Consider the following 26,080-nt stretch of genomic DNA (forward strand, 5'->3'; position numbering starts at 1 on the left):
TCACGACTGGTTGAGCCAGGATGCGTTGAGTTGCGCCAACGCATCGGGGGTCAGGCCCGACGCGCTCATCGGCGTATATTCCTGCTTCGGCGGCGAATCCGTCTCGGCCGCCGGCTGACCCGCTGCCGCGTCGACCGCCGCGGCCAGCTCGCCGATGGTCATGTACTCGAACACCATTCCCGGGGTGAAGGCCAGTCCCTGCGCGGTGGCCTGCGCCGACCATTTAATGGAGATGATGCTGTCACCGCCGAGCGCGAAGAAGTTGTCGTCGCGATCGAGACCGGTGACGTCGAGCAATTCCTCTAGCAAGGTGATGAGGATCCGCTCGGTTTCCACCGAGCCTGCGGTGGCCGGTTTCGAGGGCGCAGCGATGGGCGGGGCCGGCGGGGCGAAAAGTTTCTCCAAATCATCCGTGGGAAGCAACTCCAGGCTGGACACGGGACGGTCCGGCGCCGTCGCGAACGCATCGAGTGCTGCGTTCAGAGCGGCGGCGATAAGGGCAACCGACGCAGGTTCGTAGAGATCGGCATTGGCGACGACGCGCACGTCGAGTTCACCGGCCGGCGTCACGCTCATGCCCACGTCCAGATCCAGTAGTGAGACCTCGAAGTCCATCGGAAGCGGTACGACCGTGGTGCCGCCGGTCTCGGTGAGAGGGCGCGGTATCAGCGCCCAATCCTCTCCGCGAAAGTGGATCATGTTCTGAAACAGCGGGTTTCGGGACCGTGAGCGCGGTGGGTTGAGAGCCTCAACCAGACGTTCGATGGGCAGCTCTTGGTGTGCGAATGCGTCGAGCACCGTGTGGCGGCTACGGGTGAGCATGGTGCGCAGGCTTGGATCACCGGACAGATCGTTGCGCAGCACCACCACGTTGGCGAACAAGCCGATCAGATTAGCCGTGATCGGTTCGACACGGGACGCGACCGGGCTGCCGAGCGGAATGTCCGTCCCTCCGCCGAGCTTGTGCAGCACTACCGCCAGGGCGGCCTGGTAAACCATGAACTCGCTGGCGCCATTTTGCTCGGCGAGCTGTGTTAAGGACGCCCGGCGGGTGGCGGGCACGGTGAAAGTCACCACCTCCCCACGCTTTCCGAGCGCCGGCGGGCGGGAATAATCGTGGGCAACCGAGACCTCGTCGGGCAACCCAGCGAGGGCGTCACGCCAATACGCCAGCTCAGCCTGTCCCCATAGGGAAGCGAATGCGTCTCGTTGCCACAGCGCGTAGTCCACGAATTGGATCGGCGATGTGGTCCACTGCGGCGCCTGCCCTTGGTGCCGCGCGCGGTAGGCGGTGACGAGGTCGTCAAAGAAGATCCCCAGAGAGGCGTGATCGCTGACGATGTGGTGAACGACCACCAACAGCACATGCGTATCCGTGCCGAGCGCCAACAGGGTGACCGTAATCAACGGCCCCGACTCGGGCGTAAACACGTGCCGGCGCTGCTGCGCCACCGCGTCATCGAAGCCGTCCGGGGTGACCTCCCGGACTTTTAGTTCCAACTGCAAGATCGGGTGCACGATTTGATACGGAACGCCTTCGTGCTCATCGAAGTTCGTGCGCAGGGCGTCGTGGCGCTTAACGACGTCGTTGACCGCCTCGGTGAGGGCGACGATGTCCAGGGGACCGTCGAAGCGAAGCGCAAAGGGCATGTTAAAGCCGTCCCCCGCCCCTTCCATCCGATACTGGAACCACGCGGCGAGCTGCGAGTAGGACAACGGGAGCCGCTCCGGGCGAACCGATTCGACGAGTTCTGGGCGGCTCGATTGCCAAGCCGACGTTGCGTCGTCGAAAGTGTCCTCGGCGTCCATCGCGTCAAGGTCGATGTCGAACTCGGCACGGAACTGCTCGACCAGCGCAGCCGCCAATCCGGCCGGGGTGGGCGTATCGAACACGGCGCGAACGGTCAGCTCTATGCCGAATTCGGCACGGATCTGCGCGACCAGCCGAGCCGCCAGCAGGGAATGGCCACCCAGCCCGAAGAATGAGTCCTCAGCACCCACACGCTCCCAGCCGAACAGTTCGGCGAAAATCGAGCACATCCGGCGCTCGGTCTCGGTCGCCGGCTCACGGTAGCGGCGCACAGCGATAGGCGTAGGTGCGGGCAGTGCCCGTTTGTCCAGTTTGCCGCTCACAGTCAGCGGGATCTCATGGATAACTGCAAATGCGCTGGGCACCATGTATTCAGGCAGCGCCGAGGCGGCATGTGCGCGTATCTCATCGAGATCTAAGTCGGCGGAGAGGTGTTCATCAGCCGCTGGCACCAGGTACGCGGCCAGCATGGGCCCAGCCTCGGTGTCTTCCACGGCGACGAGGCAGTGCCGCACCGCTGGATGCGTTTTGATGACGGACTCGACCTCGCCGAGCTCGATGCGGAAGCCACGAATCTTGACCTGCTCGTCGGCTCGGCCGACGAATTCCAGGTCGCCAGAGATGTTGCGGCGGACCAGGTCTCCGGATCGATACAGCCTCATGCCGGGATTGAAAGGGTCGGCGATGAATCGCTGCGCGGTCAGCCCGGGACGACCGAGATACCCACGCGCCAACTGAATGCCACCGAGGTACAGCTCACCGACGACCTCCGCGGGCACCGGTTGCAACTGCTCGTCGAGCACGTAGGCGTAGACGTTGCGGTTCGGCACGCCGATCGGCACTACGCGCGCGCCCTGCGACCCCGCGACCCGCTTGTGTGTCGAGCACACGACGGCCTCGGTCGGGCCATAGTGATTGCGTAGCTCCGCGTCGAAGTAGCTGGCGAATTTGTCGGCTACCTCAGTGGGAAGCGCTTCTCCGCCCACCGGCACATGACGCAACTGCCGCCATTGGCTGGCCTGCGGCAGCATTAGCAGGGTGCTCAGCATGGAGGGCACCATGTGGAGCACGGTGACGCCGCGGCGATTGATCAGCTCGGCAACGTAATCGATGTCACCGAAGGCCTCGGGCCTGGGCACGATCAGCTGTGCGCCAAGCGACAACGGGATGAAGATGTCTGCCAGTGAAGCATCGAAGCTCACCGACGACGATTGCAGCCACCGGTCTTCTCCGGTCACGCTCCACTCGGCAATGAAACCATCCACGTGCTCGGCGATCGCGCGGTGCGAGACAGCCACGCCCTTGGGCCGCCCGGTGGAACCGGAAGTGTAGATGACGTAAGCCAAGTGGTCGGGACGCAACGGACGTAGCCGGTCGGCATCGGTGAGCGCGGCGTCCGACAACTGTGCGGCGGCGTCTTCGGCGGCGTCGAGTTCCTGTCGCCCGATAACCGTCTGGGGTCGGGCATCCGTGACAAGGTATTGGATGCGGTCGTCGGGATAGGCGGGGTCGATCGGCAGGTAGGCCGCACCGGCTTTCAGCACGGCGAGCAGCGCGACGATGAACTCTATCGACGTGGTCATGCGCAGCCCGATGACGTCCTCGGCACCGAAGCCTCGTCCGATAAGCCAGCGCGCCAAACGATTCGCGCGAGCATGCAGGTCGGCATAGGTGACTTCACCCGCGTCGGAAACTAGCGCGACCGCGTCGGGAGCGACGGCCGCGGCTGTTTCAAGCATCGCGACCATCGTGGTGGCCGGCGTGGCGACAACTTCCCCGTGCGACTGCGCCAGGACGGCTTCCCGCTCGCCGGCGCCGAGCAGGTCCAATTTGGTTAGGCGACGTTCGGGTTCGGCCAGGGCGTTGTTCAACAGCTGCAGATAATGGGTCAGCATCTGATCAACGAGTGCCGAGCTCAACACGTCGGTCTGGTGCTCGAGCTCGACCGATACTCCCTTTGGGTCGAGCACAACCGTCAAGGCCAACGGAAGCTGGGCGGCTACCGCGCCCAATTCGAGTTGTCCTACCGTGACACCGTCCAGTATCAATCCACTTGCGCTGTTGCGCATGCTGAAACCCAAGCGGACCAGCTGGTCCATGCCATCGTGCCCCATTGCCCGCTCCGGGTTGGCTTCGCGCACCACTCGATCGATGCCAACGGACTGGTGGGCGAACCCGGCAAAACAGGTTTCGCGTACCGCGTCGACGAACGAGGTGAACGTGTCGTGCGGTCGAACGACGATCCGCAGCAACAGCGTGTTGCCGAAGTACCCGATCGCCCCCTCGGCCGGGGCGCTGCGTCCGGTGACCGGCACGGAGATCACAAAATCTGCTGCGCCGGTATAGCGGCGTATCAGCACGCCAAAGGCCGCCAACAACACCATAAATGGTGAAGCGGAGCGGTCTCGGGCAAAATCCTCGACCCTGCCGAACAAGCCGGCGGGAAGGGCGCGAGCCCGACGATCGGCCTGCCTGGACGGATGCACGGCAGCCGCACCGGGAAGCTCCAGCGGATCCGGTGACGGCCGCAAAGTGTCCGCCCAGTAACCGACGTCGGCACTCGCGGGTTCCGCCTCATTACCTAGCACCGCGACCGAAACGAACTGTGGCGCACGGCTATTCAACTGAAGACCGTTATAGGCAGCGCTCAGCTCGCCGAAGAAGACAGCCCAGGAATCGTCATCCCAACAAATGTGGTGTACGACGAAGAACAGCACGAATTCGTCTGGGCCGGAGCGGATCAGGGTTGTCCGCAGCGTAAGCTCCTCGGTGAGGTCGAATGACCGGCCGAACTCGTCTCGTGCCAGCGCCTGGACCCGGCGATCGCGGTCCTCCTCTGAAAGATGGGTCAAATCATCTGTTCGCCAACCGATCTCAACGCCATCGGAAAACACTTGATAAGGCTCACCCTCGGTGTCCACCGCGTAGGTGGTACGCAGGATCGCGTGCCGGGCAACGACCTGATTGAAGGCGGCGCGCAAGCGTGCCTCGTCCAGGGCGCCCGTGAGCCGGTAGGCGACGCAAATGTTCAGCGTAACGTCGCTTGTGTCCATGGCCTGCAGGAACCACATCCGCCGCTGGCCGGGCGACAGACGGTAACGTTCTCCCGCACAGATCCGCACCAGCTCGACCGACTCCCGCGCCGCCAGACCGCGTTCGGCGATGCGCCTACGTAGCAGTTCCAGGCGACGTTGCTCCAAAGTCTTGACGTCGTCGGCCATGGCTCGCCTCACTCCCGTTATTCAGTTCGCCGGATCGGTCCGAGCATGGGGCGTCCTACACCCCAGATCCGGAACCCGAACGACACGACACGCAGTAACGATCCCTTCGTCGCCGGCACCCTACCGCGACTGCGGGCTTATGTTAGCCTTCACTAAGTTACAGGGCTCGTGCGCCTGCCGCGGCGACGAGATCGGATCGCCCATCGCTTTATGTGCTCGTCGCGCACTACAGGGCCCCTTTGGTCGGGAGGTACACGGGTGCAGATGCAAGATCTGCAGCAATGCCGCGCCGCGGTTGATCATGAAGTGTTCGCGGGCGAATTCTCGCTGCGCCGGCTGGACCCCGACGGCGACCTCGACCTGATGCATTGCTGGATGAACGACCCCGAGGTGGCGCGATTCTGGCGGAAGCCGTGGTCCCGCGTCCGGATTGCGTCCTATCTGCATCAACAGCACTCCAGCGCACACTCGGTTCCGTACCTGGGTCTGTTGGATAGCGTCCCGATGAGTTACTGGGAGCTTTACCGCGCCGATCTTGATCCGCTGTCCGACTACTACCCCGCCCGCGAGCACGACGCAGGCGTGCACATGCTGCTGGGTCCACCCGAGTGCCGCGGACGGCGGCTGGCGGTGGACCTGCTACGCACGGTCTCGTCATGGCAACTGGAGGCGGATCCGCTGGCCGCACGGGTGGTCGCCGAGCCCGACGTTGACAATGTGCGGGTGCTCCGGGTGCTCGACCACGCCGGGTTTCAGCGCATCACGGACCTCGATCTGCCAAACAAGCGCGCCGCCCTCATGATCCGTGACCGATAGGGCCGACCAAGCGCCGCCCCAAACCCGGACGGCGGGCCGGTGCGATCCCCCGAAGGCGAGGAGCTTATGTTAGCCTACGCTAAGTTAATGACGCATGCGGTGGTTGTGCCGCCGCGCGGGCTCCTCGAGGCGCATACAGCGACACGAAGCGAAAGGTAGCGTTGCATGCCGCGCACACTGGGGTGGATCAGACAGTTCCACGAACCGGATTTGCCCGAAAGCGTTCCGTTGCTGATTTTTCCGCATGCTGGGGCTGGCGCGTCGGCCTACCGCGAATTTTCGAAAGCACTGCGCACGACATTCAAGGTCATTATTTTCCAGTACCCGGGACGACAGGACCGGGCGGCTGAAGCGTCGTTGCAATCACTCCCCGACATCGCCGCTGGAGCGTTCGGCGAATTCTGGACGTCAGAGCACAATCGCGGGATCCCAATCGTCACGTTTGGGCACAGCATGGGGGCGTTGGTCGCGTTCGAGTTTGTCCGTATCGCCGAAGCCAGCGGAATCGATGTGCGCCAGTTGAACGTCTCCGCGGCGGTTGCCCCTTACCGCGCCGCGGCCAAGCCACCGCATCCCAAGGATGACGAGGGGATCCTCAACCATCTAGCGGCGCTGGAGGGAACCAGCACGGATGTGTTCACCGACCGCGAAATCATGAGACGGGCGCTTCCGGTAATTAAAGCCGACTACAATGCCTTTGACGCCTACTCCTGCGCCGACGACATCAAGGTAGCGGCTCCGGTACATGCGATGGGCGGTAATCAAGACCCGTATATAACGTTGGGCGATCTGTACGGGTGGGGCAAACATACCGACACCCTCAAGGTCACGATGTTCGACGGCGGACACTTCTACCTGGAATCGCACATAGGCGCCGTCGCGGAGTTGTTGGCGTCTAGTGCGCACCGCGAGCAGACGGCGTGAGCAGCGACGACCCAATCGTCATTTCCGGAATGGCCGTCGAGGCGCCCGGGGGAATCGACAGTCCCGCAGCCTTGTGGTCCGCGCTTGCCGAAGCCAGGGAACTGATTGCCCCCTTTCCACGCGACCGCGGCTGGCCGATCGACGATCTCCTGTCGGTATCCGAGCTAGACGGCTGGGGGCCGGTTTTCGACGCGGGCGGGTTCCTGGACGGCGCAACAACATTCGACCCTCCTTTTTTCGGTATCACGCATCGCGAGGCCCTCGTGATGCAGCCCCAGCAACGGGTGGCGATGCGTGTGGCGTGGAAGGCACTGGAGAATTCGGGGATAAACCCCGGCGCGCTCGACGGCGCCGACGTCGGCTGTTTCGTCGGGATGTCCCCGATGGAGTACGGCCCGCGTGCGGCCTTAGCCGATGCCCACAGCGGGCATCGGATCGCCAGCCTAGGCCAGCTGGGGGCCGCCGGGCGTATCTCGCACTGCCTTGGACTGTCCGGGCCATCGATGTGTATCGATTCGGCGTGTGCGTCGTCGTTGACCGCACTGCACCTGGCCGCGACGGCGGTGCGGACGGGCGAATGCGAATGGGCGCTTGCCGGCGCGGCGTGCGTCATGGGGTCACCGGGAGCTTTCTACGAATTCGCAAGGCTCAATGCGCTTTCCACTGACGGGCATTGCCGCGCCTACTCGGAGGACGCCAGCGGCACCGTGTGGGGGGAAGGCGCGGGGATGGTCGTTGTCGAACCTGAATCCCGCGCACGCCGACTGGGACACCGGATCTATGGACGCATCCTGGCCGTCCGCACCAACCACAACGGCAAAGGCAAGCCGATCCTCGTACCCCGGGTGCGCGCGCAAGAGCAGCTCATCCGCAAGACAATTGACGCGTCGGGGATCGATCCGGCCGAAGTCGGAATGATTGAAGGGCACGGCACCGCGACCCGCGCGGGCGACCCGGTGGAATTGCTGGCCCTTTTCAAGACCTACGGCGCGGCGGGATCCAAGGCGCGGCTGGGCTCGTTGAAGTCGAACGCCGGGCACGCACAAGCGGCATCCGGAATCCTCGGACTGATCAAACTGTTACTCGCCGGCCAGCACGGTCAGATCCCACCAACGCTCTTCTCGGACAACCCCACCGAGACGGTGGACTGGGACCTGACGGGCCTGCGATTGGCGACAAAACTGCACCAGTGGGAGCCCATAGGCGGCGTCCGCTACGGCGCGGTCTCATCGTTCGGCGCCGGTGGCGCCAACGCGCATGCGATCATCGCGATGCCCGCAAGTTCCCTGGAGTGAATAGTGGCACCTCTTACCTACCGGCTTCCGAACGACACCATTCCCGTCCTGTTATCGGCCGAAACGCGCGAACTACTGCGGGATGAGGCTGTCGCCCTCCTTTCTTATGCCGCAGACCATCCCGAGGTGACACCCGACCGGATCGCCGAAATGCTGTTTCGGACGCGGATCGCGCGCCGGCACCAAGCCCTAGCCATGGTGACCCAGCGCGACGAGTTGATCAGCGCCCTGCACGCGGTTATCGATGAACACGAACATCCTTCGTTGGTGCGCACCAATACACCCGCCAGCACCCGCCGGCTCGCCTATGTTTTTCCCGGGCAGGGAGGCCAACGACCGGGGATGGGGCGGCTCTTTTACGAAGCGATACCGGCATTCCGAATCGAGGCAGATCGCTGTGCCGAGGCATTCCAGACGCAGTTCGGCGAGTCACCGCTGAAATACCTTCTCGACGACAACTTTCCTGCCGAAGACAGTTCGGGCGTCGTCCAGCCCGCGTTGTTCACACAGATGGCCGGCCTGGCCGCGATGTGGCGATCATTCGGCGTTGCGCCCCACGTCACCATCGGGCACAGCCAAGGCGAGATCGCCGCGGCCTACGTATCCGGGATGACCACTTTGGCAGATGCCGCGCTCGTCGTCGGGCTCCGCGCACGTGCCGCCGACGAGTTCGCCTCCGGTGATTACGCCATGGCCGTTGTCGCCACCGACCGTGACACCTGCGAGGACTTACTCGCGCGTTGCTCGGGCTGGGCCCAGCTCTCGGTGGTGAATTCCCCGAGCATGGTGGGCATTTCAGGTGATCAAGAGACGGTGCAGGGCATCGTGGACACGTTGACCGAGCGCGGCACGTTCGCGCGCGTCATTCGCGTGCAGTATCCCGCGCACAGCAGCTTGATCAATGAGCTCGCCGCTTCGGTACGTGCGTCCATGCAGCGCCAACTGCAAAATCCGCAGTTCCTCGACACCGACATCGACTGCCTCGGAGGCACTCTCGGCGGCCCCATCATGCCTGAGCTGCCGGTCGACGAATATTGGTTCTGGAACCTGCGCAACACCGTTCGCTTCGACAAAGCGATTGCGACCGCGGTGCGGCACGGCATCGACACTTTCGTCGAACTGGCCGAACATCCGACGCTGCAGTTGGCGATTCACGAGAATCTCGCTGTCCAGGCGGACGAACGCGAGGCGGTGGTGGTCGGCACGTCGGAACGAACCGCCACCGATTTGGGCGAGTTCACCCGCGGCCTCGCGCAGGTGGCAGTACACGACCTCGACTATTCGTGGGAGTGCCTGCGCACCGAATCTGACGGCCACGTCCGGCTGCCGTTACGCGATTTCCCCAACACCCGGATGAACGAGACCCGGCTGTGGCTGCCCTATAACGAGGTTCTGCCCGTGCGTGCCCGTCAACCATCCGCTGTCACACCCGTTGCCGCAGTGGCCGATTCGGCGCGCGATCGGATCGCCGAAACCACACCCGCGCGCCTCCTCGTCGAGGAATGGGTCCGGCTGTCGCAGCGCTCACTGATGCCGCCGCGCGCCCTCGGACTCGTGGATCACACCGGAGCCTGCGGGGACCTGGCCACCACCTTATGCGTCGTGGCCGAAGAGATCGGCGCCACGGGTCGCATGATCAACACCGAAAACAGCGCCGCCAGTGGCGATCTCAATACGCTCGTCATCCTGGTTCCGCAATCGCCCGAACTGGACGACGCCGCCGCCGCAGCCGAGGTCGCGACATTCTTTGCCGACCGCAGCTGGTGGCCGGGGATACACGACGCGGTCACCGACTGCTGGCTCGTAACAGTCGGCGGTGAGGCGGTTGTTGCAGACGACGCGCCACCGGATCCGGTTCACGCAGCAGCCAGCGCAGGGTTTCGCAGCATAGGCGCCGACTATCCAGGCATCGGATTCCGGCACCTCGATCTGCCGCGCGGACTGACGGCGTCAGACTCAGCACACGCAATCCTCATGGCGCTGCACACGGCTGAAGAATCCGAGGTGGCATTCCGCAACGGCGGCCTCTACGCCAAGCGCATCGCCGAGAGCGACACGTCCGCCGGCGACTGCGACACAGCACCCCCTGAGCATGTGCTCATCATCGGGGGAACAGGAAATCTCGGGCTCGAATTCTGCGAGCACTTCGCGCACTGCGGCGCGCAGCGAATCACGTTGGTAAGCAGATCGGGCGAGACGGCTGCCGTCGCAGACCGACTGCAGCGCATTCGTTCGGCCGCAGCGACGCCGATCCATGTCACTAGGTGCGACGTGGGCGACCAAGCAGCGGTCTCACGACTGGCTGCCGAAAACCAAAGCGTGCCTGCAGATCTGATCATCCACGCCGCCGTAGAGTATTCGGCTGTCGAATTCCAGGACATCACCGCCGAGAAAGTCGACCAGGCGTTACGCGCCAAAGTTGTTGGCATCTGCCGCATATTAGGGACGTTCCCCAGGACGGACAACTGTCGGGTAGTCCTATGCTCCTCGGCCAGGGCGACGATCGGCGGCCGGGGACAGGTCGTCTACGCGGCGGCCAATCGGATGCTCGACGCTACGGCGCACCGACTCCGAGCCGAGGGTTTGGACTGCGTGTCCGTGCAGTGGGGACAGTGGACCGTCCATTTTGATCTCGATGACGCCAGCATGGCGCAGCTGGCTGCCATCGGCGTCGTCCCGATGTCTCCTGCCGGCGCAATCGCTTTGGGAATGCGCCGACTTCCTGGAAATGCCATCGTCGCGGCATTCGATTTCGCTCGCGCACGATCAGTCCTGGAGGTCTACGGCTACGGCCCGCTGTTGTCCCAGCTGACCTCGCCCGCCGCGGCAACTTCTATCGTCGAAGCTCCAGCGCCCGTCGAGGAGACAGGTCTACCCCGACGGTTAGTAAACCTGCTGGCCGAAGCCATCGGTGTCGACCGCGCCGAGACGATTGACACCACCGCCCCCATGGTCGCGATCGGCCTGGATTCCCTGCAGGCACTGGAGTTACGCCGCCGTGTGAAGGCCGAATTCAATCACGATCTAGAGGTCTCGGACCTTCTCGGAGGGGCATCCCTTGCAGACGTTCTGACGCAGTTGGGCGGACCGCGAGCTGCACCCTGACCAGGAACTAAATCCTGTGCGTCGCGTCGCTTCGGCCGCCGGACTGCATGCCGGCCCGATGCGACTCGAGAAATGGGCACTTCGCTTCGCAGTGAGGCCGTCAACCAGCCGTTGTTGGTCCGTGCCATCTTTCGATCGGGGCAATATTTTCGGCGAAATGTGGTTATGCCAAATGAACCTTCGTCCCCGTGAGCTCGGCAGCGCGTTCGTTCGGGGTGTTGACACCTGGACAGATACCCTATGGGGGTATAGTGTGGATTGAAACGCCTGTCGACGTGAAAGGAGCCGACATGAGCACCGTCACAGTCAGGGTTGCGGGAATGACCTGCGCCCATTGCGCATCCTCAGTACACGATGAGGTCGGCAGCATCGCCGGCGTCACCGCAGTCGACGTCGATTTGTCAACTGGCATGGTCACCGTGGAGAGCGACAACCCAGTCGACAACGACGCGCTCAAGGCCGCCGTCGAAGAGGCCGGATACCAGCTCGCCGGCTGAAGCAAACCCTCAACTGTGTGCGACCCCCGTCGAACGGTCCGCCGGCCCGCTAGCAGGCCGGGCCCCTAAAGGAGAGCATCGTGCGTCCCGTCATCGAGACAACACCCAACGGCCACGTCGAGCTGCTGATCGACGGCATGACCTGCGCGTCGTGCGCGGCCCGCATTGAGAAGAAGCTCAACAAGCTTGACGGCGTCACCGCGACGGTCAACTACGCAACGGAAAGGGCCAGCGTGGCCTACGTCGGAGATGTCTCGCCCGATCAGCTGGTGGCCGCGGTCGCGGACGCCGGCTACTCGGCGGCGCTTCCCCAGCCGAAGCCGGCCGATGGTGACCTGAACGGGCAGCCCGACGGCGACCCCACAGCATCGCTACGGCAGCGGCTCCTGGTTTCGCTGGTGCTGACGGTGCCGGTGATCGTGATGGCCATGATCCCGCCGCTCCAGTTCGCCAACTGGCAATGGCTGTCGCTGACGCTTGCCGCTCCGGTGGTGGTGTGGGGGGCGTGGCCGTTCCATCGGGCCGCGTGGGCCAACCTGCGCCACCGCACCGCGACCATGGACACGCTGATCTCGATGGGGACGCTCGCCGCGTTGGGCTGGTCCGTCTATGCGCTGTTCTGGGGCACCGCCGGTATGCCTGGCATGAGGCACGCGTTCGAGTTGACCGTCACGCGTACCGACGGTACCGGGAACATCTATCTCGAGGCCGCCGCCGGTGTCACAACTTTTATCCTGGCAGGCCGGTTCTTCGAGGCCCGAGCCAAGCGGAGGGCCGGCGCCGCGCTACGCGCGCTGCTCGACCTCGGCGCCAAGGATGTCGTGGTGCGCAAAGGCGTTGTGGAGCAACGCATTCCGATCGAACAACTCGCGGTCGGCGACGAGTTTGTGGTGCGGCCAGGGGAGAAAATCGCCACCGACGGCGTCGTCGTCGAGGGCGCTTCGGCGGTGGACGCATCGATGCTGACCGGCGAATCGGTGCCGGTGGAGGTTCGGCCCGACGACCACGTGGTCGGGGCCACCGTCAATGTCGGCGGCCGACTCGTGGTGCGGGCCAACCGGATCGGCTCCGACACCCAGCTAGCGCAGATGGCCAGGCTGGTCGAGGAGGCGCAAACCGGAAAGGCGAACGCGCAGCGGCTCGCCGACAAGATCTCGGCCATCTTCGTGCCGATTGTCATCGTGTTGTCGGTGGCGACGCTGGGATTGTGGATGGTCGTCGGCGGGTCGATCGGCGCGGCGTTCACGGCCGCCGTCGCGGTGTTGATCATCGCCTGCCCTTGCGCACTGGGCCTGGCCACGCCGACCGCTCTGATGGTCGGCACCGGCCGCGGCGCCCAACTCGGCATCCTTATCAAGGGTCCCGAGGTGCTGGAATCGACGCGACGCATCGACACCATCGTCCTCGACAAGACCGGCACGGTAACCGCTGGCGCGATGACCCTGATCGATGTGATCACCGACGACGGCGGACAACCCGATCAGGTGCTCCGGGTGGCCGGCGCGCTGGAAGCTGCCTCCGAGCATCCCATCGCCACCGCGATCGCCAAAGCCGCACGCGAGAAGCTCGGTGACCTTCCGGCCGTCGAAGAATTCACCAACCTCGAGGGGCTCGGTGTCCAAGGTATGGTCGACGGCCACGCGGTGATGGTAGGCCGCGAACGGCTACTGGCGGACTGGTCGCAGCACCTGCCGGAGAAGCTCGCTGAGTCCATGCGGGCGGCCGAGTCGCAAGGTAAAACCGCCGTCGCAGTCGGCTGGGATGGCAGGCCACGCGGCGTGCTCGTGGTCGCCGACGCGGTCAAACCGACGTCGGCCGAGGCCATCAGCCAACTACGCGCGCTTGGATTGACACCGATCATGCTCACCGGCGACAACCAGGCCGCCGCTGACACGGTCGCCCGTCAGGTCGGCCTCGACCACGTGATCGCGGAGGTGCTGCCCCAGGACAAGGTCGATACCATCAAGCGTCTGCAGGCCGACGGCAAGGTGGTGGCCATGGTCGGCGACGGCGTCAACGACGCTGCCGCGCTGGCCCAGGCCGACCTCGGACTGGCGATGGGTACCGGCACCGATGTCGCCATCGAGGCCAGTGACCTGACTCTGGTCCGCGGCGACTTGCGCGCGGTGCCGGATGCGATCCGGCTATCGCGCAAGACGTTGGCCACGATCAAGGGAAACCTGTTCTGGGCCTTCGCCTATAACGTCGCCGCGCTGCCGCTTGCCGCCGCCGGGCTGCTCAATCCGATGCTGGCCGGCGCCGCGATGGCGCTCTCTTCGGGGTTCGTCGTCAGTAATAGCTTGCGGCTTCGCCGGTTTCAGCCGGGCATCCGGTGATCCCGCGGGCGTCTTGACAGTTACAGCGAGGCCAGCAGCTTCTGCATGGTGTCGATCTCCTGCTGCTGGCTGGCGATGATCGAGCGGGCCATCGCCGTCGCCGCAGGATATCCGCCGGAATTGACCTCGTCCTGGGCCATGGCGATCGCGCCCCGATGATGTTGGATCATCTGCGTCAAGAACAGCCTGCTGGCCTCCACGCCCTGGGCGTTCTTTAGCGCGGCCATGTCCTCGTCGGACATCCCGCTCATACCCGGCATCGCGCTCCGCGTGGGCATCATGGTCTGGCTCGGCGTCCCCCACTGACCCAACCAAGTCTGCATTTGTTCAATCTCTGGCCCTTGAGCTGCCTTGATCTGATTCGCTAGATCTACGACACGGGCGTCAATGCCTTGCTTGCCCAACACAATGTCGCTCATCTCAATGGCCTGCTGATGATGCGGAATCATGTGCTGCGCGAACACGACATCAGCCTGCTTATGGCCGTCGGGGGCCGACGCTGAAGTCGGTGCGCCCTTTGTGGCGCCTGCCTGGTCAGTGTGGGAGTTACTACATGCGCCGGCGCCGACCAGCGCAGCCAACGCCGCGACAGCCGCCGTCAGAGTCCTGATTCTCATCACAACAAGCCCTTTCCTCGGTTCGAGGGCCGGTTCCCCTGGCGGCCCTTGGCGGTGCTCTGACTTCTCGACCGCTGCACGACAGCTACAAGTCTGCCCGCAGCCGCTTCGGCTCAACCAGACGCTTCCACGGAATTCGATAGAGACCGTACCCGGTCACGATCCCGACGACGCTCCTGAGGAACGGTCGTATTGCTACATCCCGATGGAACCAGTGGACCGGCATACCGAATCGCGGCGGCGGACGGCATTCTCGTTCAGCGAATGAATCCGGCTGTGCCGCCAATGGCAGTCAGGGGCATCGACAACCCCCAACCCATCATGGCTGTGCGGCGCCTGAAGGCGGCTGGACGTGATTTCTCGGACCAGGCGCCAAACCCTTCGTGAGTCCTTGTGTCATGTGCAAGTAACCTGTAGCGAGAATTTCGTCCTGTTTGTTGAGGTGGGAGCGCTTGCGACGGTGTGAGGCCGATCCCTCAGCAGTCGGGACGGTCTCATTAGGTCGCCTTTCTTCGCGGTACCGGCACTGCCCGAAGGATTGCGATTTGTTTGCTGTTCGGCTGGCTACCCCCATACGACGCGCACCGGAGCCGTCGATGCCCTCGCGGCCATGAGAGCGATCGGAGGAGAACGTGGACTTCGCAGTACTACCGCCGGAGGTTAACTCCGCGCGGATGTACGCCGGTCCGGGGTCGGGACCAATGCTGGCCGCCGCCATGGCCTGGGACGAATTGGCCGCCGCGCTGCAGTCGACGGCGGACTCCTACCAGGCCGAGATCACCGCCCTGACCTCCGGCCCGTGGGTCGGCCCGTCGGCTGCGGCCATGACCGCGGCGATCGCCCCCTATCTGGAGTGGATGCGGACCACCGGCGCCCAGGCCGAAGAAACCGCCACCAAGGCCCGGGCCGCGGCGTTCGCCTACGAGACGGCCTTCGCCCAGACGGTGCCGCCGCCGGTGATCACGGCGAACCGCACCCTGCTGGCGTCCCTCGTCGCGACGAACTTCCTCGGGCAGAACACGCCGGCGATCGCCACCACCGAGACCGAGTATGCGGAGATGTGGGCGCGTGACACCGCGGCGATGTTCGGCTACGCGGGTTCCACGGCGTCGGCGACCACGCTGACACCGTTCGTCCAGCCGGATCAGACCACCAACCCCGGGGCGGACCAATCCGGAGCCGTAGCGCAGGCCACCGGCACCGCCGCCGGGAGCACACGCAACGCGGTTGCCCAGCAACCGTTCTCGGCGGTACCCAACATGTTGACCAGAACCGCAGTGGGGCCAACTGCCGTCGACCCGTCGGTGACGGACGTGCTGGGCGTGGAGAGCGATCTGATCACGGTCTTTCTGAACGGGCCCGCCAGCGTCGCTGGACTCGGCGTGGTAACCCCCTTCGGTGCGACGACTCTTCCCTTCAACATTGCCGGCGCGCTGACCGGTTTCCACACCGATGACATCGTCAGCGGGTGGGCCGGTGTGCAGTCCTGGCCGGGGGCGGGCGCGGTGCCGCCATCGCCATTCCCGGTCATCACGAACCCGGCGGGTGGATTCGGAACTCTGGCGTCAGCGGGGCTCGGTGAGGCCAACACCGTCGGCGGCCTGTCGGTACCGCCCGGGTGGACGGCCGCCGCCCCGGCGATACGGCCGGCCGCTTTGGCGTTGCCGGCGACCAGCGCCGGCGCCGCCGCGGAAGCCGCCGCCGCGGCCGCCCCCAGCGGCACCGGGAGTCTGTTCGGCGAGATGGCGGTGGCGAGCATGGCCGGGCGCGCGATGGCCGGCACGAGCGCGTTGGGTCGGGAGCGAAGCCGGGCCGAGACGGCGAAGGCCCCCCGCGACCCGAACAAGAAGGACAAGACAAACGCCCCAGCAATCGCCCCGCAGGTTTCGCCGGTCGGAGCGATCAACATCGCTGCCGAGCTGCGCGAGCTGGCGTCGCTGCGTGCCGCCGGAATCCTGACGCAGCAAGAATTCGACGAACAGAGAATGCGCCTGCTGCCAAGATGATTTAGGCCCATGCCGTGTGTTCGTTACCCGGCGCTTAATCCCTCGCGAAGGGTGAGCGACGTGTGCTTGCGTCATGCGGTGCGACCGCGCTCGCGGATTGTCGCGGCCCGTTCGCCTCACTGCGTCGTGTGAGCCCCACCGGCAGCGGATGGATGCACGCGTGCAGCGATCAAGAGCGAACAAGTCGTGCGATTGCGGCGGAGGCTTCGGCCAATTTCGCGTGGGCCTGGTCGCCGCCCTCCGCGGCGGCGCGGGTCAGACAGTGGTCAAGGTGCTCGTCGAGCAGATTCAGCGCGACTGACCTCAAGGCGCTGCTGGCGGCGCTGATCTGGGTGAGGACGTCGATGCAATACTTGTCGTCTTCGATCATCTTCGCGATGCCGCGGACTTGGCCCTCGATGCGGCGCAGTCGCTTGGCGTAATTGTCCTTTTGCGCCGAATATCCGAGTGGGGTTGTCATCTATCCTCCCAGCGTCTTGGTCATCGGGGAGACCTGCGCCTACTGCGTAGTGACGAGGGTCAGCCATCGCAATGGCGTCGGTGTCGTGGAAGCGGTGCCAGGATCGCGGAAATGCGAGTGCTAATGGGCCTCATTATGGCACGTACCGTGCCGTATCGCGCCCAACGGGTGATCGCCCGCTAGAGGGCGCACCTGGGCCCGTGCCCGATTCCGGGCTCGCGTAGCCTCGCACGTCAGGGCAACGTGCCGTCACCCGTATGGCTATGACGGCGCAAGGCAGACCCTCTCGACGCCGCGTGTATCGGCACGCGAAGTTGGAGCCGCACTACCCTTTGCGGGTATGGGGTACAGACCGTATCGTCGTTGGTGTGGACTTTCCCCTGCCTTCGTTCGGGCCTTCGGCCGACCCCCACGGGCGGCTGATGGGGTATCGATCACGGACAGGTCTCGGCCGGGCATCGACTCGATTTGGAGCGCGAATGGCCACGACCGGCGGTGCTACGGTCGGGGTGTTATGAGATTGGCCAGCGCTAGCGGAACGCCACGGCTGCGGTACGCGGTGGCGGTTGGGGCTGCGGCGTGGTTGGCGATGTGGGGGGTGCTGATCGGCGCCCACAGCATCCTGGGGCATCCCCAGTCTTCGCTAGGCCATCCAGCCCACGCGTTGGTGGCTTCGCTGGGTGGCGAGTTCACCGTTAACGTCGATCATCCGCATGCGACTAAGGGGTCCTCGGGCGGCCATCATGAGCAGTTCACCACAGCGGTGCTGCCCCGCTCGGGTGCCGCGTTGGCGACGCTGGCGGTGTTGGGTGCGGTGCTGGCCGTGGCCCTGACCGCTGGGCCGGCCCGGTTTGCGGTGCGCGCCGGGCGGGGCCCGCCCCGTACCCCGGCTTTTGCGCTTACCGGTCAAGACGTCTTGACGCGGTTCTGCCTGTCTCGTCGCTGACTGGTCAGCGCCAGGTCGTTTCTGCCCTTTGTGGCGGCGGCCGGCGATCGCTGACCCCCTGTCACCATGTGCCGCGCACCGATATTCGCGGCTCCCGCGTGAAAGCGACGAATCCCATGGCTGAAATTCTTCCTCTCGACAACACATGCGTTCACCCCGTTCCGGCACTGAAGGTCATCAAGCCGCGGGACTGCGCACCACCCGCCCCCGCCACCTCCCGGCGACCCGCCGCCCTGGTGGGCAACACGCCGGTGCTGCGGATCTCGGCCCCGCTGAGCCCACCCGATCGCGGGTTTTGGGCCAAGCTAGAAGGGTTCAACCCCGGCGGCAGCATGAAAGACCGCCCCGCCCTGCACATGGTCGAAGCAGCCCGCGCCCGCGGCGAGCTCGCGCCCGGGGCCCGCATCGTGGATTCCACCAGCGGCAGCCTCGGATTGGGCCTAGCGCTGGCCGGCCAAGCCTACGGGCACCCGGTCACCGTGGTCACCGACACCGGCATGGAACCCATCGTGCGCCACATGCTGGCCGCCTACGGCGCCCAAGTCGACCTGGTCACCGAACCCCACCCGATCGGGGGCTGGCAACAGGCCCGCAAAGACCGCGTCGCCCAAGTCCTGGCCGCCGAGCCGGGAGCCTGGTGCCCCGACCAATACAGCAACCCCGACAACATCACCGGCTACCAATCACTGGGCTTAGAGCTCATGGACCAGCTCGGCAACGTCGACGTCCTGGTCTGCTCGGTAGGCACCGGCGGACACTCCGCCGGCGTGGCCCGGGTGCTGCGCCGATTCAACCCCGACATGAAACTGATCGGGGTCGACACCATCGGCTCGACCATTTTCGGCCAACCGGCCACCACCCGGTTGATGCGCGGGCTGGGCTCCAGCATCCACCCGGCCAACATCGACTACCCCGCCTTCAACGAGGTGCACTGGGTGGCCCCACACGAAGCCGTCTGGGCGGCACGCACCTTGGCGGCCAGCCAGTTCGCCAGCGGCGGCTGGAGCGTCGGCGCCGTCGCGCTGGTCGCCGGCTGGGCCGCACGCACCTACCCCAAAAACACCCGGATCGCCGCCGTCTTCCCCGACGGACCCCAACGCTACTTCGACACCATCTACAACGACGACTACTGCCGCCAACACGAGCTCCTGGGCTGGCAACCCACTCCCCAACCCACCACCCTCATCGACCCCAACCAACACGTCATCACCTCCTGGACACGCACCACCACCATCACCAACCCCACACTGCTGCGCGGGGCGGTACCGATCCGCAAAGCAGCTGCTGGGATTCAGGCGGGGAATGGCTCGGTCGAGGTGAAGATTCCTGCATAGCCCCGCTGCACGAATTGCACGAGCAGGATCCCCATTGGGTCACTGCACTGAATCAAAAACACGAGAGGACGTAATACAGTAATGGTTTCTGCAGCAACAGGCAGCCAACCGGTACAGCAGATTCTGGACCGCGAGGACGTTGCGCTGCGCGTGCTGACACGCAGCGATATCGCCGACATTGCGATCAGTCCCAGTGAGGTAATGGAGCTGGTCAGGGGCGCTTATCTGCGAGTGGCCGATGGTTCATCTCGGGCGCCGGCGAAAATCATGATGCGCTCGCCGTACCGGGATTCGGCTGCCTATGCGATGCCCGGCTATGACGGCGGTTCACAAATCACGGCGTTTAAAGATTATTACATGCAAAACGACGACGGGAAAAAAGAATACATCACCATTACGCTCTACGACGATAAGGCGGGTTTGCCGATAGCGTTTATGGACTGCTTCCGAGTGACCGCGCTACGAACGGCCGCCAACACCGCGCTGATCGCGAGCGCATGCGCAATGCCGGGGGCCCGCACCGCGCTGGTGACCGGTTCGGGCGCTCAAGGCCGATACACCTTTCCGTTCCTGTTGACTGCTCTGCCGGACTTGGATCGGCTGCTGTTGTTCGGCACCCATCCGGATGGCATCGCCGCCGTGCGCGCGTATGTCCGCGAGCAGCACCCCGACCGAGACATCGAAGTCGTCACCGACCCCGAGAAAGCCGCCAACGAAGCCGATGTTCTAGTCGCGACGTCGGCTGGCCCGGCCACCGAGGTCAAGTTCCGCACCAGCTGGCTCAAGCCAGGGGCGCTGTTCGTCTCGGTCAACGGGACCGGCGTGCACTCGTCCTCGCTGCGCGACGCCGACTACGCCGCCGCGACGAGCGCGGGCCAACTGGCGGTGACAGGCACCCGCTTCGCCGACGAGAACGGCTCGTTACGCTTGGACGCCGAGCTTCCCGACATCCTCGCCGGACAAGCACCGGGCAGGCGAGACAAGGATGACCGGGTCTTCGTTTTCAATAGCGGCATGGCCATCACCGACATCCCGGTGGCGCACGAACTGGCCGCCCAAGCGATCGCTCGTGGACGCGGACAGGAAATCAAACTGTGGAGCTAGCACAGACGCCGTTGTCGCTGCCGGCGGTAGAGCCGGAATGGTTCCGGGAAGTCATATCTGATCGTTCGTTAGTAGCCGATATGGCTCATGCGGTCGGAGGCCCGTTTCACGTGCTGTTCGCGCCGCAGTTCGCCCGAAACCTGAAGGCGTTTACCGATGTGCTCGACTCGGCGGGCGTGGAAGGGCAAGTATTCTTCGCCAAGAAAGCCAACAAGGCGGGGTGCTGGTTGCGCGTCTGCGCGCAGCTCGGCGCAGGTGTCGATGCAGCCAGCGCCCCGGAATTGGTTCATGCGCTTAGTTGCGGTGTGCGCGGTTCAGACATCGTGGTCACCGGGCCCGCCAAAAGCGAACATCTGCTCTGGCTAGCCGCCCGCCACGGTTGCTTGATCGCAGTGGACGCCCTCGACGAGCTCGACAGGGTTATCGCGCTGGCCCATCGCGGCGAGAGCGTCCGGATCATGTTGCGGGTGCTTCCAGAAGTGAACCCGCACAGCAGATTTGGTCTGGACCCCACTGAATTGGACGCCGCGCTACAACAATGCGCCCAGCAGCGGTCGCGTGTGTCCATGGAAGGATTCTCGTTTCACCTCAACGGGTACGAGGTCGCGCCACGTGCGCAGCTGGCGGCCCAGCTGGTTGACCGTGTTGTTGAGGCACGAGCGCAGGGCCTGGCGGCAACGTCCATTTCTATCGGCGGCGGATTCGCAGTGAGCTACCTCGACGGCGAGACGTGGGACCGGTTCTTGCGCGACAGCACCGAAAGCGACTTTCACGCCGGCAAGACGTTCACCCACTTCTACCCCTATCATCAGAAGCCGACCGGGGCCGACATGTTGGCCGCAATCCTCTCCAGCGAGGACGCCGGCGGCCAAGGCACCGTCGGCGACCGATTCGCCACGACGGGAACCAAGCTCCTGCTCGAGCCCGGCCGCGCGTTGCTCAACGGGGCAGGGTTCACCGTTTTTCCCGTGCAGGGATTCAAGCGGCGCGGCGACTACGGGATCATCACCGTTCTCGGGCTGAGCATGAGCTTGTCGGAGCAGTGGAAATCCAGCGAGTTCCTCCCGGATCCGACGCTGTGGCCGCAAGAAAGCTCGGACGAGCTGCAGTCGACAGGCCCGGTCCGATGCTGCGTCGGCGGGGCTAGCTGCCTGGACTATGACATGCTGACCTGGCGAAAAGTGGAGCTACCGCGGCAGCCGCGTTATGGTGACCTGCTGATCTACCCCAATACCGCTGGCTACCAGATGGACAAGAACGAATCCGAGTTCCATGGGCTCCCCTTGCCGCCGAAACTCGAGGTGACTTGTGACGACGAGGGCCGGTTTCGCTGGCGCCCCGACCAGAATGGCGATCGCTTGTGAGCCGGGCGCCCGTGGGTGAAAACCGCTGGGTGCGGCTTGCTCCCCTGATGCGCACCGGCCGGCAGCTCACCGCTTTGGCCGCGCCCATCGCGGGTGTGCAATTCGCCCAAGTTGCGTTGACCACCACCGATTTGGCCATGATGGGCCTCATCGGGGTGCAAGCCATCGCCGCTGGTGGGCTTGCCGCGATCCTATACAACCTGATGCGCACCATGTGCGTCGGTGTAGTCACGGCGGTGGGAAACCTGGTCGCCACTGCGGCCGCTCAAGGGGAGGCACGTTCCGGAAGCGACCGCCCAGACACCAAGGCGCACACGGAGATCCGCCAGATCAACCGATCCGCCTTCTTGGTGGCCACCTTGACGGCTGTCCTTCTCGGCGCCGCGCTGATCGCTTTGGGCTATGTATTGCCCGTCTTCGGGGTGGACAAAGACGTGCTGGCCCTCGCGCGACCCATGATGATTGCCTTAGCTCCAGGGCTGGTTCCGATGGTGTGGCTGAATGTGTTGCGGCAGTTCTCCGTTGGTATGCGCCGCCCCGGTCCCCTGTTGGCGGTCAGCATCGCCTCCATCGCACTGAACGCGGCGCTGGATTTGGTGTTCATCTACGGACTGCTGGGCCTCCCCCGGCTGGGCTTGGCGGGCATCGGACTGGCAACGACGCTGGTGCAGGTACTCACTGTTGCGGCGTTCTATTTCATCCTGCGCCGTGACAATCACCTCGCCCCGCTGCTGTCGATCGACGGCTGGAATGCCGACGCTGAAATGGCCCGCCACATCCTGCGGTTGGGAGTCCCTATTTCATTGACGTACGGCTCGGAAGCCGGGATCACCTCGCTGGCCGCCGTGGTGATGGGAACCTTCGGCCCCATCGTGCTGGCCGCGCACAATGTGGTGACTCAGCTGACCCGCATCGCCTTCCAAATCAGCATCGGCTTATCCCACGGATCATCCATCCTCATCAGCCGTGCGACCGGCAAAGGTGATAAAGGGCAGGCCGAGCAGATAGCGGTCGTCGCGCTTCTCCTAGGGGTAATCAGCACGGTGACACTCGGACTGCTCTACGTGGTAGCCCCCTACTGGGTTTTACGGCCATTTTTAGACCCCGCCGATTCGGCCACTATTGTGATCGCCAAATTCTTCCTCTTCTTCGCGATAATTCAGCAAATCGTGGACTTCACCCAAAACATCGCCGTGGGACTGCTGCGGGGCATCGGCAACACCAAAGCCGGCTTGCGAGCAACCACGATCGGGTATTGGTTGGTTGGCCTGCCCGCCATGTTGCTCCTAGCGTTCCCGGCGCAATTGCATGGGGCCGGAGTGTGGACCGGGCTCAGCACCGGCTTCGCCGCGACGGCGGCGCTGCTGCTGCGACGGTTCCGCAAGGATCTGCCTCAAGCAGTCTGACCGGCGCCTGCGTTTTGATAGCGGGAATTGACGTATAGGGTGCGGTCAGTGGGTTTTGTGGCGCGGTTTCGCGGGTTCGACACGCCCAGCCGGATTCTGCTGATCAATCAGTTCGGCATCAACGTCGGTTTCTACATGCTGATGCCCTATCTGGCCGGCTACCTGGCCGGCCCGCTCGCGCTGGCGGCGTGGGCTGTCGGGCTGGTCCTGGGTACCAGGGATTTCTCTGAGCTGGGCATGTTCATCGTGGGGGGCACGTTGGCCGATCGGCTGGGCTACAAGTGGCTGATCGTGGCCGGATGTCTACTGCGCATCGGTGGGTTCGCGTTACTGGTGGCGGGCCAGTCCTTGCCCGCCGTGTTGATCGCCGCCGCGGCTACCGGTTTCGCCGGTGCATTGTTCAACCCAGCGATTCGCGCGTATCTGGCCGCCGACGTCGGCGTCCGCCGTGTCGAGGCGTTCGCGATGTTCAATATTTTCAATCACGCCGGCATCTTGCTTGGCCCAATTGTTGGACTTGTCCTGATGGCCATAAACTTTCGGGTCGCCGCGGCCGGCGCGGCGGTCGTCTTCGCCGTGCTCACAGTCGTGCAACTACTGGCGTTGCCTCGCCGCCGCGCCGACCCAGCGCCGGAGAAGACCTCGATATTGCAAGATTGGCGGGTCGTCGTCGCTAACCGCTCTTTCCTGTTGTTCGCCGCGGCGATGATCGGTTCCTATGTGCTCTCGTTTCAGATCAATCTCGCACTGCCGTTGCAGGCGTCGGTGCTGGCGCCAGGATCTCATTCATTACTAGTCGCGGCGCTTTTCGCCGTTTCAGGGCTCACCGCGGTTGGTGGACAATTGCGCATCACCCGTTGGTTCGCCGAGAGGTGGGGAACCAGACGCAGTTTGGCCGTGGGCCTGACCATAATGGCAGCGTCGTTCCTGCCGTTGATCGTCGTCCCAGACCGCGAACGCTTCGGCGCTCTGCCGGCGATCGCGGCGCTTCTGATGTCTGCGGGCCTGCTGGCCATCGGCTCGGCCGCAGTCTTCCCATTCGAGATGGACATTGTGGTCTCGCTGGGCGGCCGACTGGTCGCCACCCATTACGGCTTGTACAACACCATCATCGGGGCCGGAATCCTCGTCGGTAATTTGGCCACGGGCGCGGTTATGGGCGCCGCACGACAAATGGGCCTGGGCGAACTGGCATGGGCAGGACTGGTTCTCGTCGGAATCGTCGCCGCTGTGGCCTTACACCGCCTAGACCGGACCCACCGCCTGCAGCCCGCCCACTCTGACATTTTGCCCACCTGAGCGGCCGGCTGTTGGTGGGCCGCAGCACGGTTCGGCGCCTACATACAGTCAGGGCGATGCGTAAGCGATCAAATCCCCACGCGATCCTTACCTCCAGCGAGGCCACGCCAGCTCAAGTCGGTGCGTTGGCACCCCGACGAAAGCGGCGGTGATGGCTACGCGACCTCCCGGGGGCGCCCATAGCGGAAGCTTTCCGGCTTAGACGATGTGCATTGGCGGGGCGGCGAAGGCGAACGACTGATCATGGCTCACCACCTCACAGTGCCAATCCGGCACGAGATCGGAACTGACTGGGGCCTATCGGGAACAACAGGGGCGGCCGGTGGCGGGTCACACGGCCTCGCGCGCAGACCTGATGACGGCGTGCCTTTACACCTGGCGCGTGAAACCGAGCATTGACCGGAGGTACCGTACGGGGGTAGTGTAGATCACACCGAGAGACGTTTACCCGATGCCACTGTATCCGCTGGCTACAGATGATGGCCTGCGTATAGCTCTGCGGCCTGCGGGCGCATCAAGTCGCAGATGCGATGACAAATCACCGGTAGATGAGGGGTAACCCAGGTGATCATCAGGATACTGGTTAGCACTGCAATCGCTGTCGGCTCCCTCGGACAAGCCCCAGCGACAAGTGCTGACCCGAATCCGTTCGGCACACTCAGCTGTAGCTGTCGAGACACAGCTACTCCGGGCAGCCCCACCCTAGGGGAAGAGACAGACCGCGGAGTGCAAGACGGTATGTCTGCCTGGTTGCCAGGACATCGCACCGAGCCAGTGAAATAAGCTCAGGACATCGCGTCAAGCCAATGAAATAAGCGCCTGGTGTCCCCTGCTACCAGTCCAACCTGGAGCAGATCTGGGACTACACCCGTAACCGGTGGAGTGCCAACCAAGCCGAAACGTACGTGCGCGAGATTCAGCGAGTTATTGAGCTTGTGGCGGACAACCCCACTCATCGGGAGGCCTTGCGACGAGGTTCGTGTCGGCTACCGCCGACATGCTGCGGGTTCACACACGCTCTATTACCGCGTTGCCGCCAGCGGAGTTCTGATCGACGTAGTGCGCATCCTGCACAGGCACACGGACGTCGAGCGGCACCTAGACTGACATGCGACTGCCAAGACCTGGCAGTCGGATTTTCATTGGGAACCGCCAACTTCATAGATACGCAACAGCTTTCCGAGTCGAATCCTTGCTGGCGCTCCCTGTAAGTGACCGCCAACTAGATCGAGACCGGACATTTGGGACTCCGGACTGCAAGTCACTTTTCGCCCACATGGAGCGGTTCGACGAACTGTGACGCATGAAGTCACAAACCAGAAATGGTTCGTGACCTCTGTGTCTGGGTTAGTTCCATGTCCACGCTGACTACCTCGCTGCGCAGCCGCCGTGCTTCTTAGCGAGATCGATTGTCGATAGCAGCTGCTTAGGCTTGCCCTCGACGTAGATCTTGTCGATATCGGCGGCATACAGGTCAAAGTCGCCAACCCCTGCTCCGCGTCAGGCTAGGCCACTACCCTGATGGCGTGAGTGGTAAGGC

Annotated in this window: 16 protein-coding genes and 1 pseudogene; 14 read left to right on the forward strand and 3 right to left on the reverse strand. The window is 64.3% G+C overall.

Annotated features, from left to right (window positions below):
- Window positions 1-5,031 (reverse strand): non-ribosomal peptide synthetase, encoded by a 5,031-nt coding sequence (locus tag AC5Y5B_RS24055; protein ID WP_008257486.1) that lies wholly within the window; start codon window positions 5,029-5,031, stop codon window positions 1-3.
- 264 nt (window positions 5,032-5,295) lie between these two features.
- Between AC5Y5B_RS24055 and AC5Y5B_RS24060 the strand changes: the two genes are divergently transcribed.
- The 6 genes from AC5Y5B_RS24060 to AC5Y5B_RS24085 all read left to right on the forward strand — a co-directional run bounded on the left by AC5Y5B_RS24060 (window position 5,296) and on the right by AC5Y5B_RS24085 (window position 14,004).
- Complete coding sequence (locus AC5Y5B_RS24060; RefSeq protein ID WP_008257489.1) at window positions 5,296-5,847, forward strand: GNAT family N-acetyltransferase; 552 nt, start codon at window positions 5,296-5,298, stop codon at window positions 5,845-5,847.
- 165 nt (window positions 5,848-6,012) lie between these two features.
- Window positions 6,013-6,771, forward strand: coding sequence for a thioesterase II family protein (locus AC5Y5B_RS24065; RefSeq protein WP_008257491.1), 759 nt, complete (start codon window positions 6,013-6,015; stop codon window positions 6,769-6,771).
- Entirely contained in the window at window positions 6,768-8,066 is a 1,299-nt protein-coding gene (locus tag AC5Y5B_RS24070; RefSeq protein WP_008257493.1) for a beta-ketoacyl [acyl carrier protein] synthase domain-containing protein, read from the forward strand. Before AC5Y5B_RS24065 ends, AC5Y5B_RS24070 begins: the two co-directional genes overlap by 4 nt.
- Before the next feature lie 3 nt (window positions 8,067-8,069).
- Complete coding sequence (gene nbtC / locus AC5Y5B_RS24075; protein WP_014942255.1) at window positions 8,070-11,171, forward strand: nocobactin polyketide synthase NbtC; 3,102 nt, start codon at window positions 8,070-8,072, stop codon at window positions 11,169-11,171.
- A 290-nt stretch (window positions 11,172-11,461) separates the two neighbouring features.
- On the forward strand, window positions 11,462-11,668 hold the full coding sequence (locus tag AC5Y5B_RS24080; protein ID WP_033717539.1) for a heavy-metal-associated domain-containing protein: 207 nt from the start codon (window positions 11,462-11,464) through the stop codon (window positions 11,666-11,668).
- Window positions 11,669-11,748: 80 nt separating this feature from the next.
- Window positions 11,749-14,004 carry a heavy metal translocating P-type ATPase gene (locus AC5Y5B_RS24085; RefSeq protein ID WP_008257498.1) on the forward strand — a complete coding sequence of 752 codons (2,256 nt, stop codon included), beginning with the start codon at window positions 11,749-11,751 and terminating at the stop codon, window positions 14,002-14,004.
- Between the two features lie 20 nt (window positions 14,005-14,024).
- On the opposite strand, the gene AC5Y5B_RS24090 is transcribed toward AC5Y5B_RS24085, so the two are convergent.
- Window positions 14,025-14,621 (reverse strand): DUF305 domain-containing protein, encoded by a 597-nt coding sequence (locus AC5Y5B_RS24090; RefSeq protein ID WP_033717556.1) that lies wholly within the window; start codon window positions 14,619-14,621, stop codon window positions 14,025-14,027.
- Between the two features lie 632 nt (window positions 14,622-15,253).
- On the opposite strand from AC5Y5B_RS24090, the gene AC5Y5B_RS24095 reads away from it, so the two are divergent.
- On the forward strand, window positions 15,254-16,627 hold the full coding sequence (locus AC5Y5B_RS24095; protein WP_033717542.1) for a PPE family protein, SVP subgroup: 1,374 nt from the start codon (window positions 15,254-15,256) through the stop codon (window positions 16,625-16,627).
- Window positions 16,628-16,796: 169 nt separating this feature from the next.
- Here the strand turns inward: AC5Y5B_RS24095 and ricR are convergent, their stop codons facing one another.
- On the reverse strand, window positions 16,797-17,087 hold the full coding sequence (ricR, locus tag AC5Y5B_RS24100) for a copper-sensing transcriptional repressor RicR (protein WP_008257501.1): 291 nt from the start codon (window positions 17,085-17,087) through the stop codon (window positions 16,797-16,799).
- Between the two features lie 514 nt (window positions 17,088-17,601).
- Here ricR and lpqS point away from each other — a divergent pair.
- From lpqS to AC5Y5B_RS24135, 7 genes and pseudogenes are all read left to right on the forward strand, one after another.
- On the forward strand, window positions 17,602-18,033 hold the full coding sequence (gene lpqS / locus AC5Y5B_RS24105) for a putative copper homeostasis (lipo)protein LpqS (protein ID WP_225325412.1): 432 nt from the start codon (window positions 17,602-17,604) through the stop codon (window positions 18,031-18,033).
- 236 nt (window positions 18,034-18,269) lie between these two features.
- A complete protein-coding gene (locus AC5Y5B_RS24110) occupies window positions 18,270-19,367 on the forward strand; it encodes a PLP-dependent cysteine synthase family protein (protein ID WP_008257503.1) in 1,098 nt (365 codons plus the stop codon).
- Between the two features lie 81 nt (window positions 19,368-19,448).
- On the forward strand, window positions 19,449-20,471 hold the full coding sequence (locus AC5Y5B_RS24115) for an ornithine cyclodeaminase (RefSeq protein WP_014942259.1): 1,023 nt from the start codon (window positions 19,449-19,451) through the stop codon (window positions 20,469-20,471).
- Window positions 20,472-20,551: 80 nt separating this feature from the next.
- A complete protein-coding gene (locus tag AC5Y5B_RS24120; RefSeq protein WP_008257505.1) occupies window positions 20,552-21,835 on the forward strand; it encodes an alanine racemase in 1,284 nt (427 codons plus the stop codon).
- 11 nt (window positions 21,836-21,846) lie between these two features.
- Window positions 21,847-23,241: an MATE family efflux transporter gene (locus AC5Y5B_RS24125; protein ID WP_014942261.1), complete on the forward strand. Its 1,395-nt coding sequence runs from the start codon at window positions 21,847-21,849 to the stop codon at window positions 23,239-23,241.
- Between the two features lie 48 nt (window positions 23,242-23,289).
- On the forward strand, window positions 23,290-24,540 hold the full coding sequence (locus tag AC5Y5B_RS24130) for an MFS transporter (protein WP_008257507.1): 1,251 nt from the start codon (window positions 23,290-23,292) through the stop codon (window positions 24,538-24,540).
- 845 nt (window positions 24,541-25,385) lie between these two features.
- Window positions 25,386-25,647, forward strand: a pseudogene (locus AC5Y5B_RS24135) (type II toxin-antitoxin system RelE/ParE family toxin).
- The last annotated feature ends 433 nt before the right edge of the window (window positions 25,648-26,080 follow it).

Source organism: Mycobacterium sp. NGS33 (assembly GCF_059812885.1).

Bases quoted from the DNA above. Each gene is read 5' to 3' on its own strand.
- AC5Y5B_RS24055 (WP_008257486.1), bottom strand. From the start codon at position 5,031: ATGGCCGACGACGTCAAGACTTTGGAGCAACGTCGCCTGGAACTGCTA.
- AC5Y5B_RS24060 (WP_008257489.1), top strand. From the start codon at position 5,296: ATGCAAGATCTGCAGCAATGCCGCGCCGCGGTTGATCATGAAGTGTTC.
- AC5Y5B_RS24065 (WP_008257491.1), top strand. From the start codon at position 6,013: ATGCCGCGCACACTGGGGTGGATCAGACAGTTCCACGAACCGGATTTG.
- lpqS (WP_225325412.1), top strand. From the start codon at position 17,602: ATGAGATTGGCCAGCGCTAGCGGAACGCCACGGCTGCGGTACGCGGTG.
- AC5Y5B_RS24115 (WP_014942259.1), top strand. From the start codon at position 19,449: ATGGTTTCTGCAGCAACAGGCAGCCAACCGGTACAGCAGATTCTGGAC.
- AC5Y5B_RS24120 (WP_008257505.1), top strand. From the start codon at position 20,552: ATGGCTCATGCGGTCGGAGGCCCGTTTCACGTGCTGTTCGCGCCGCAG.
- AC5Y5B_RS24090 (WP_033717556.1), bottom strand. From the start codon at position 14,621: ATGAGAATCAGGACTCTGACGGCGGCTGTCGCGGCGTTGGCTGCGCTG.
- ricR (WP_008257501.1), bottom strand. From the start codon at position 17,087: ATGACAACCCCACTCGGATATTCGGCGCAAAAGGACAATTACGCCAAG.
- AC5Y5B_RS24080 (WP_033717539.1), top strand. From the start codon at position 11,462: ATGAGCACCGTCACAGTCAGGGTTGCGGGAATGACCTGCGCCCATTGC.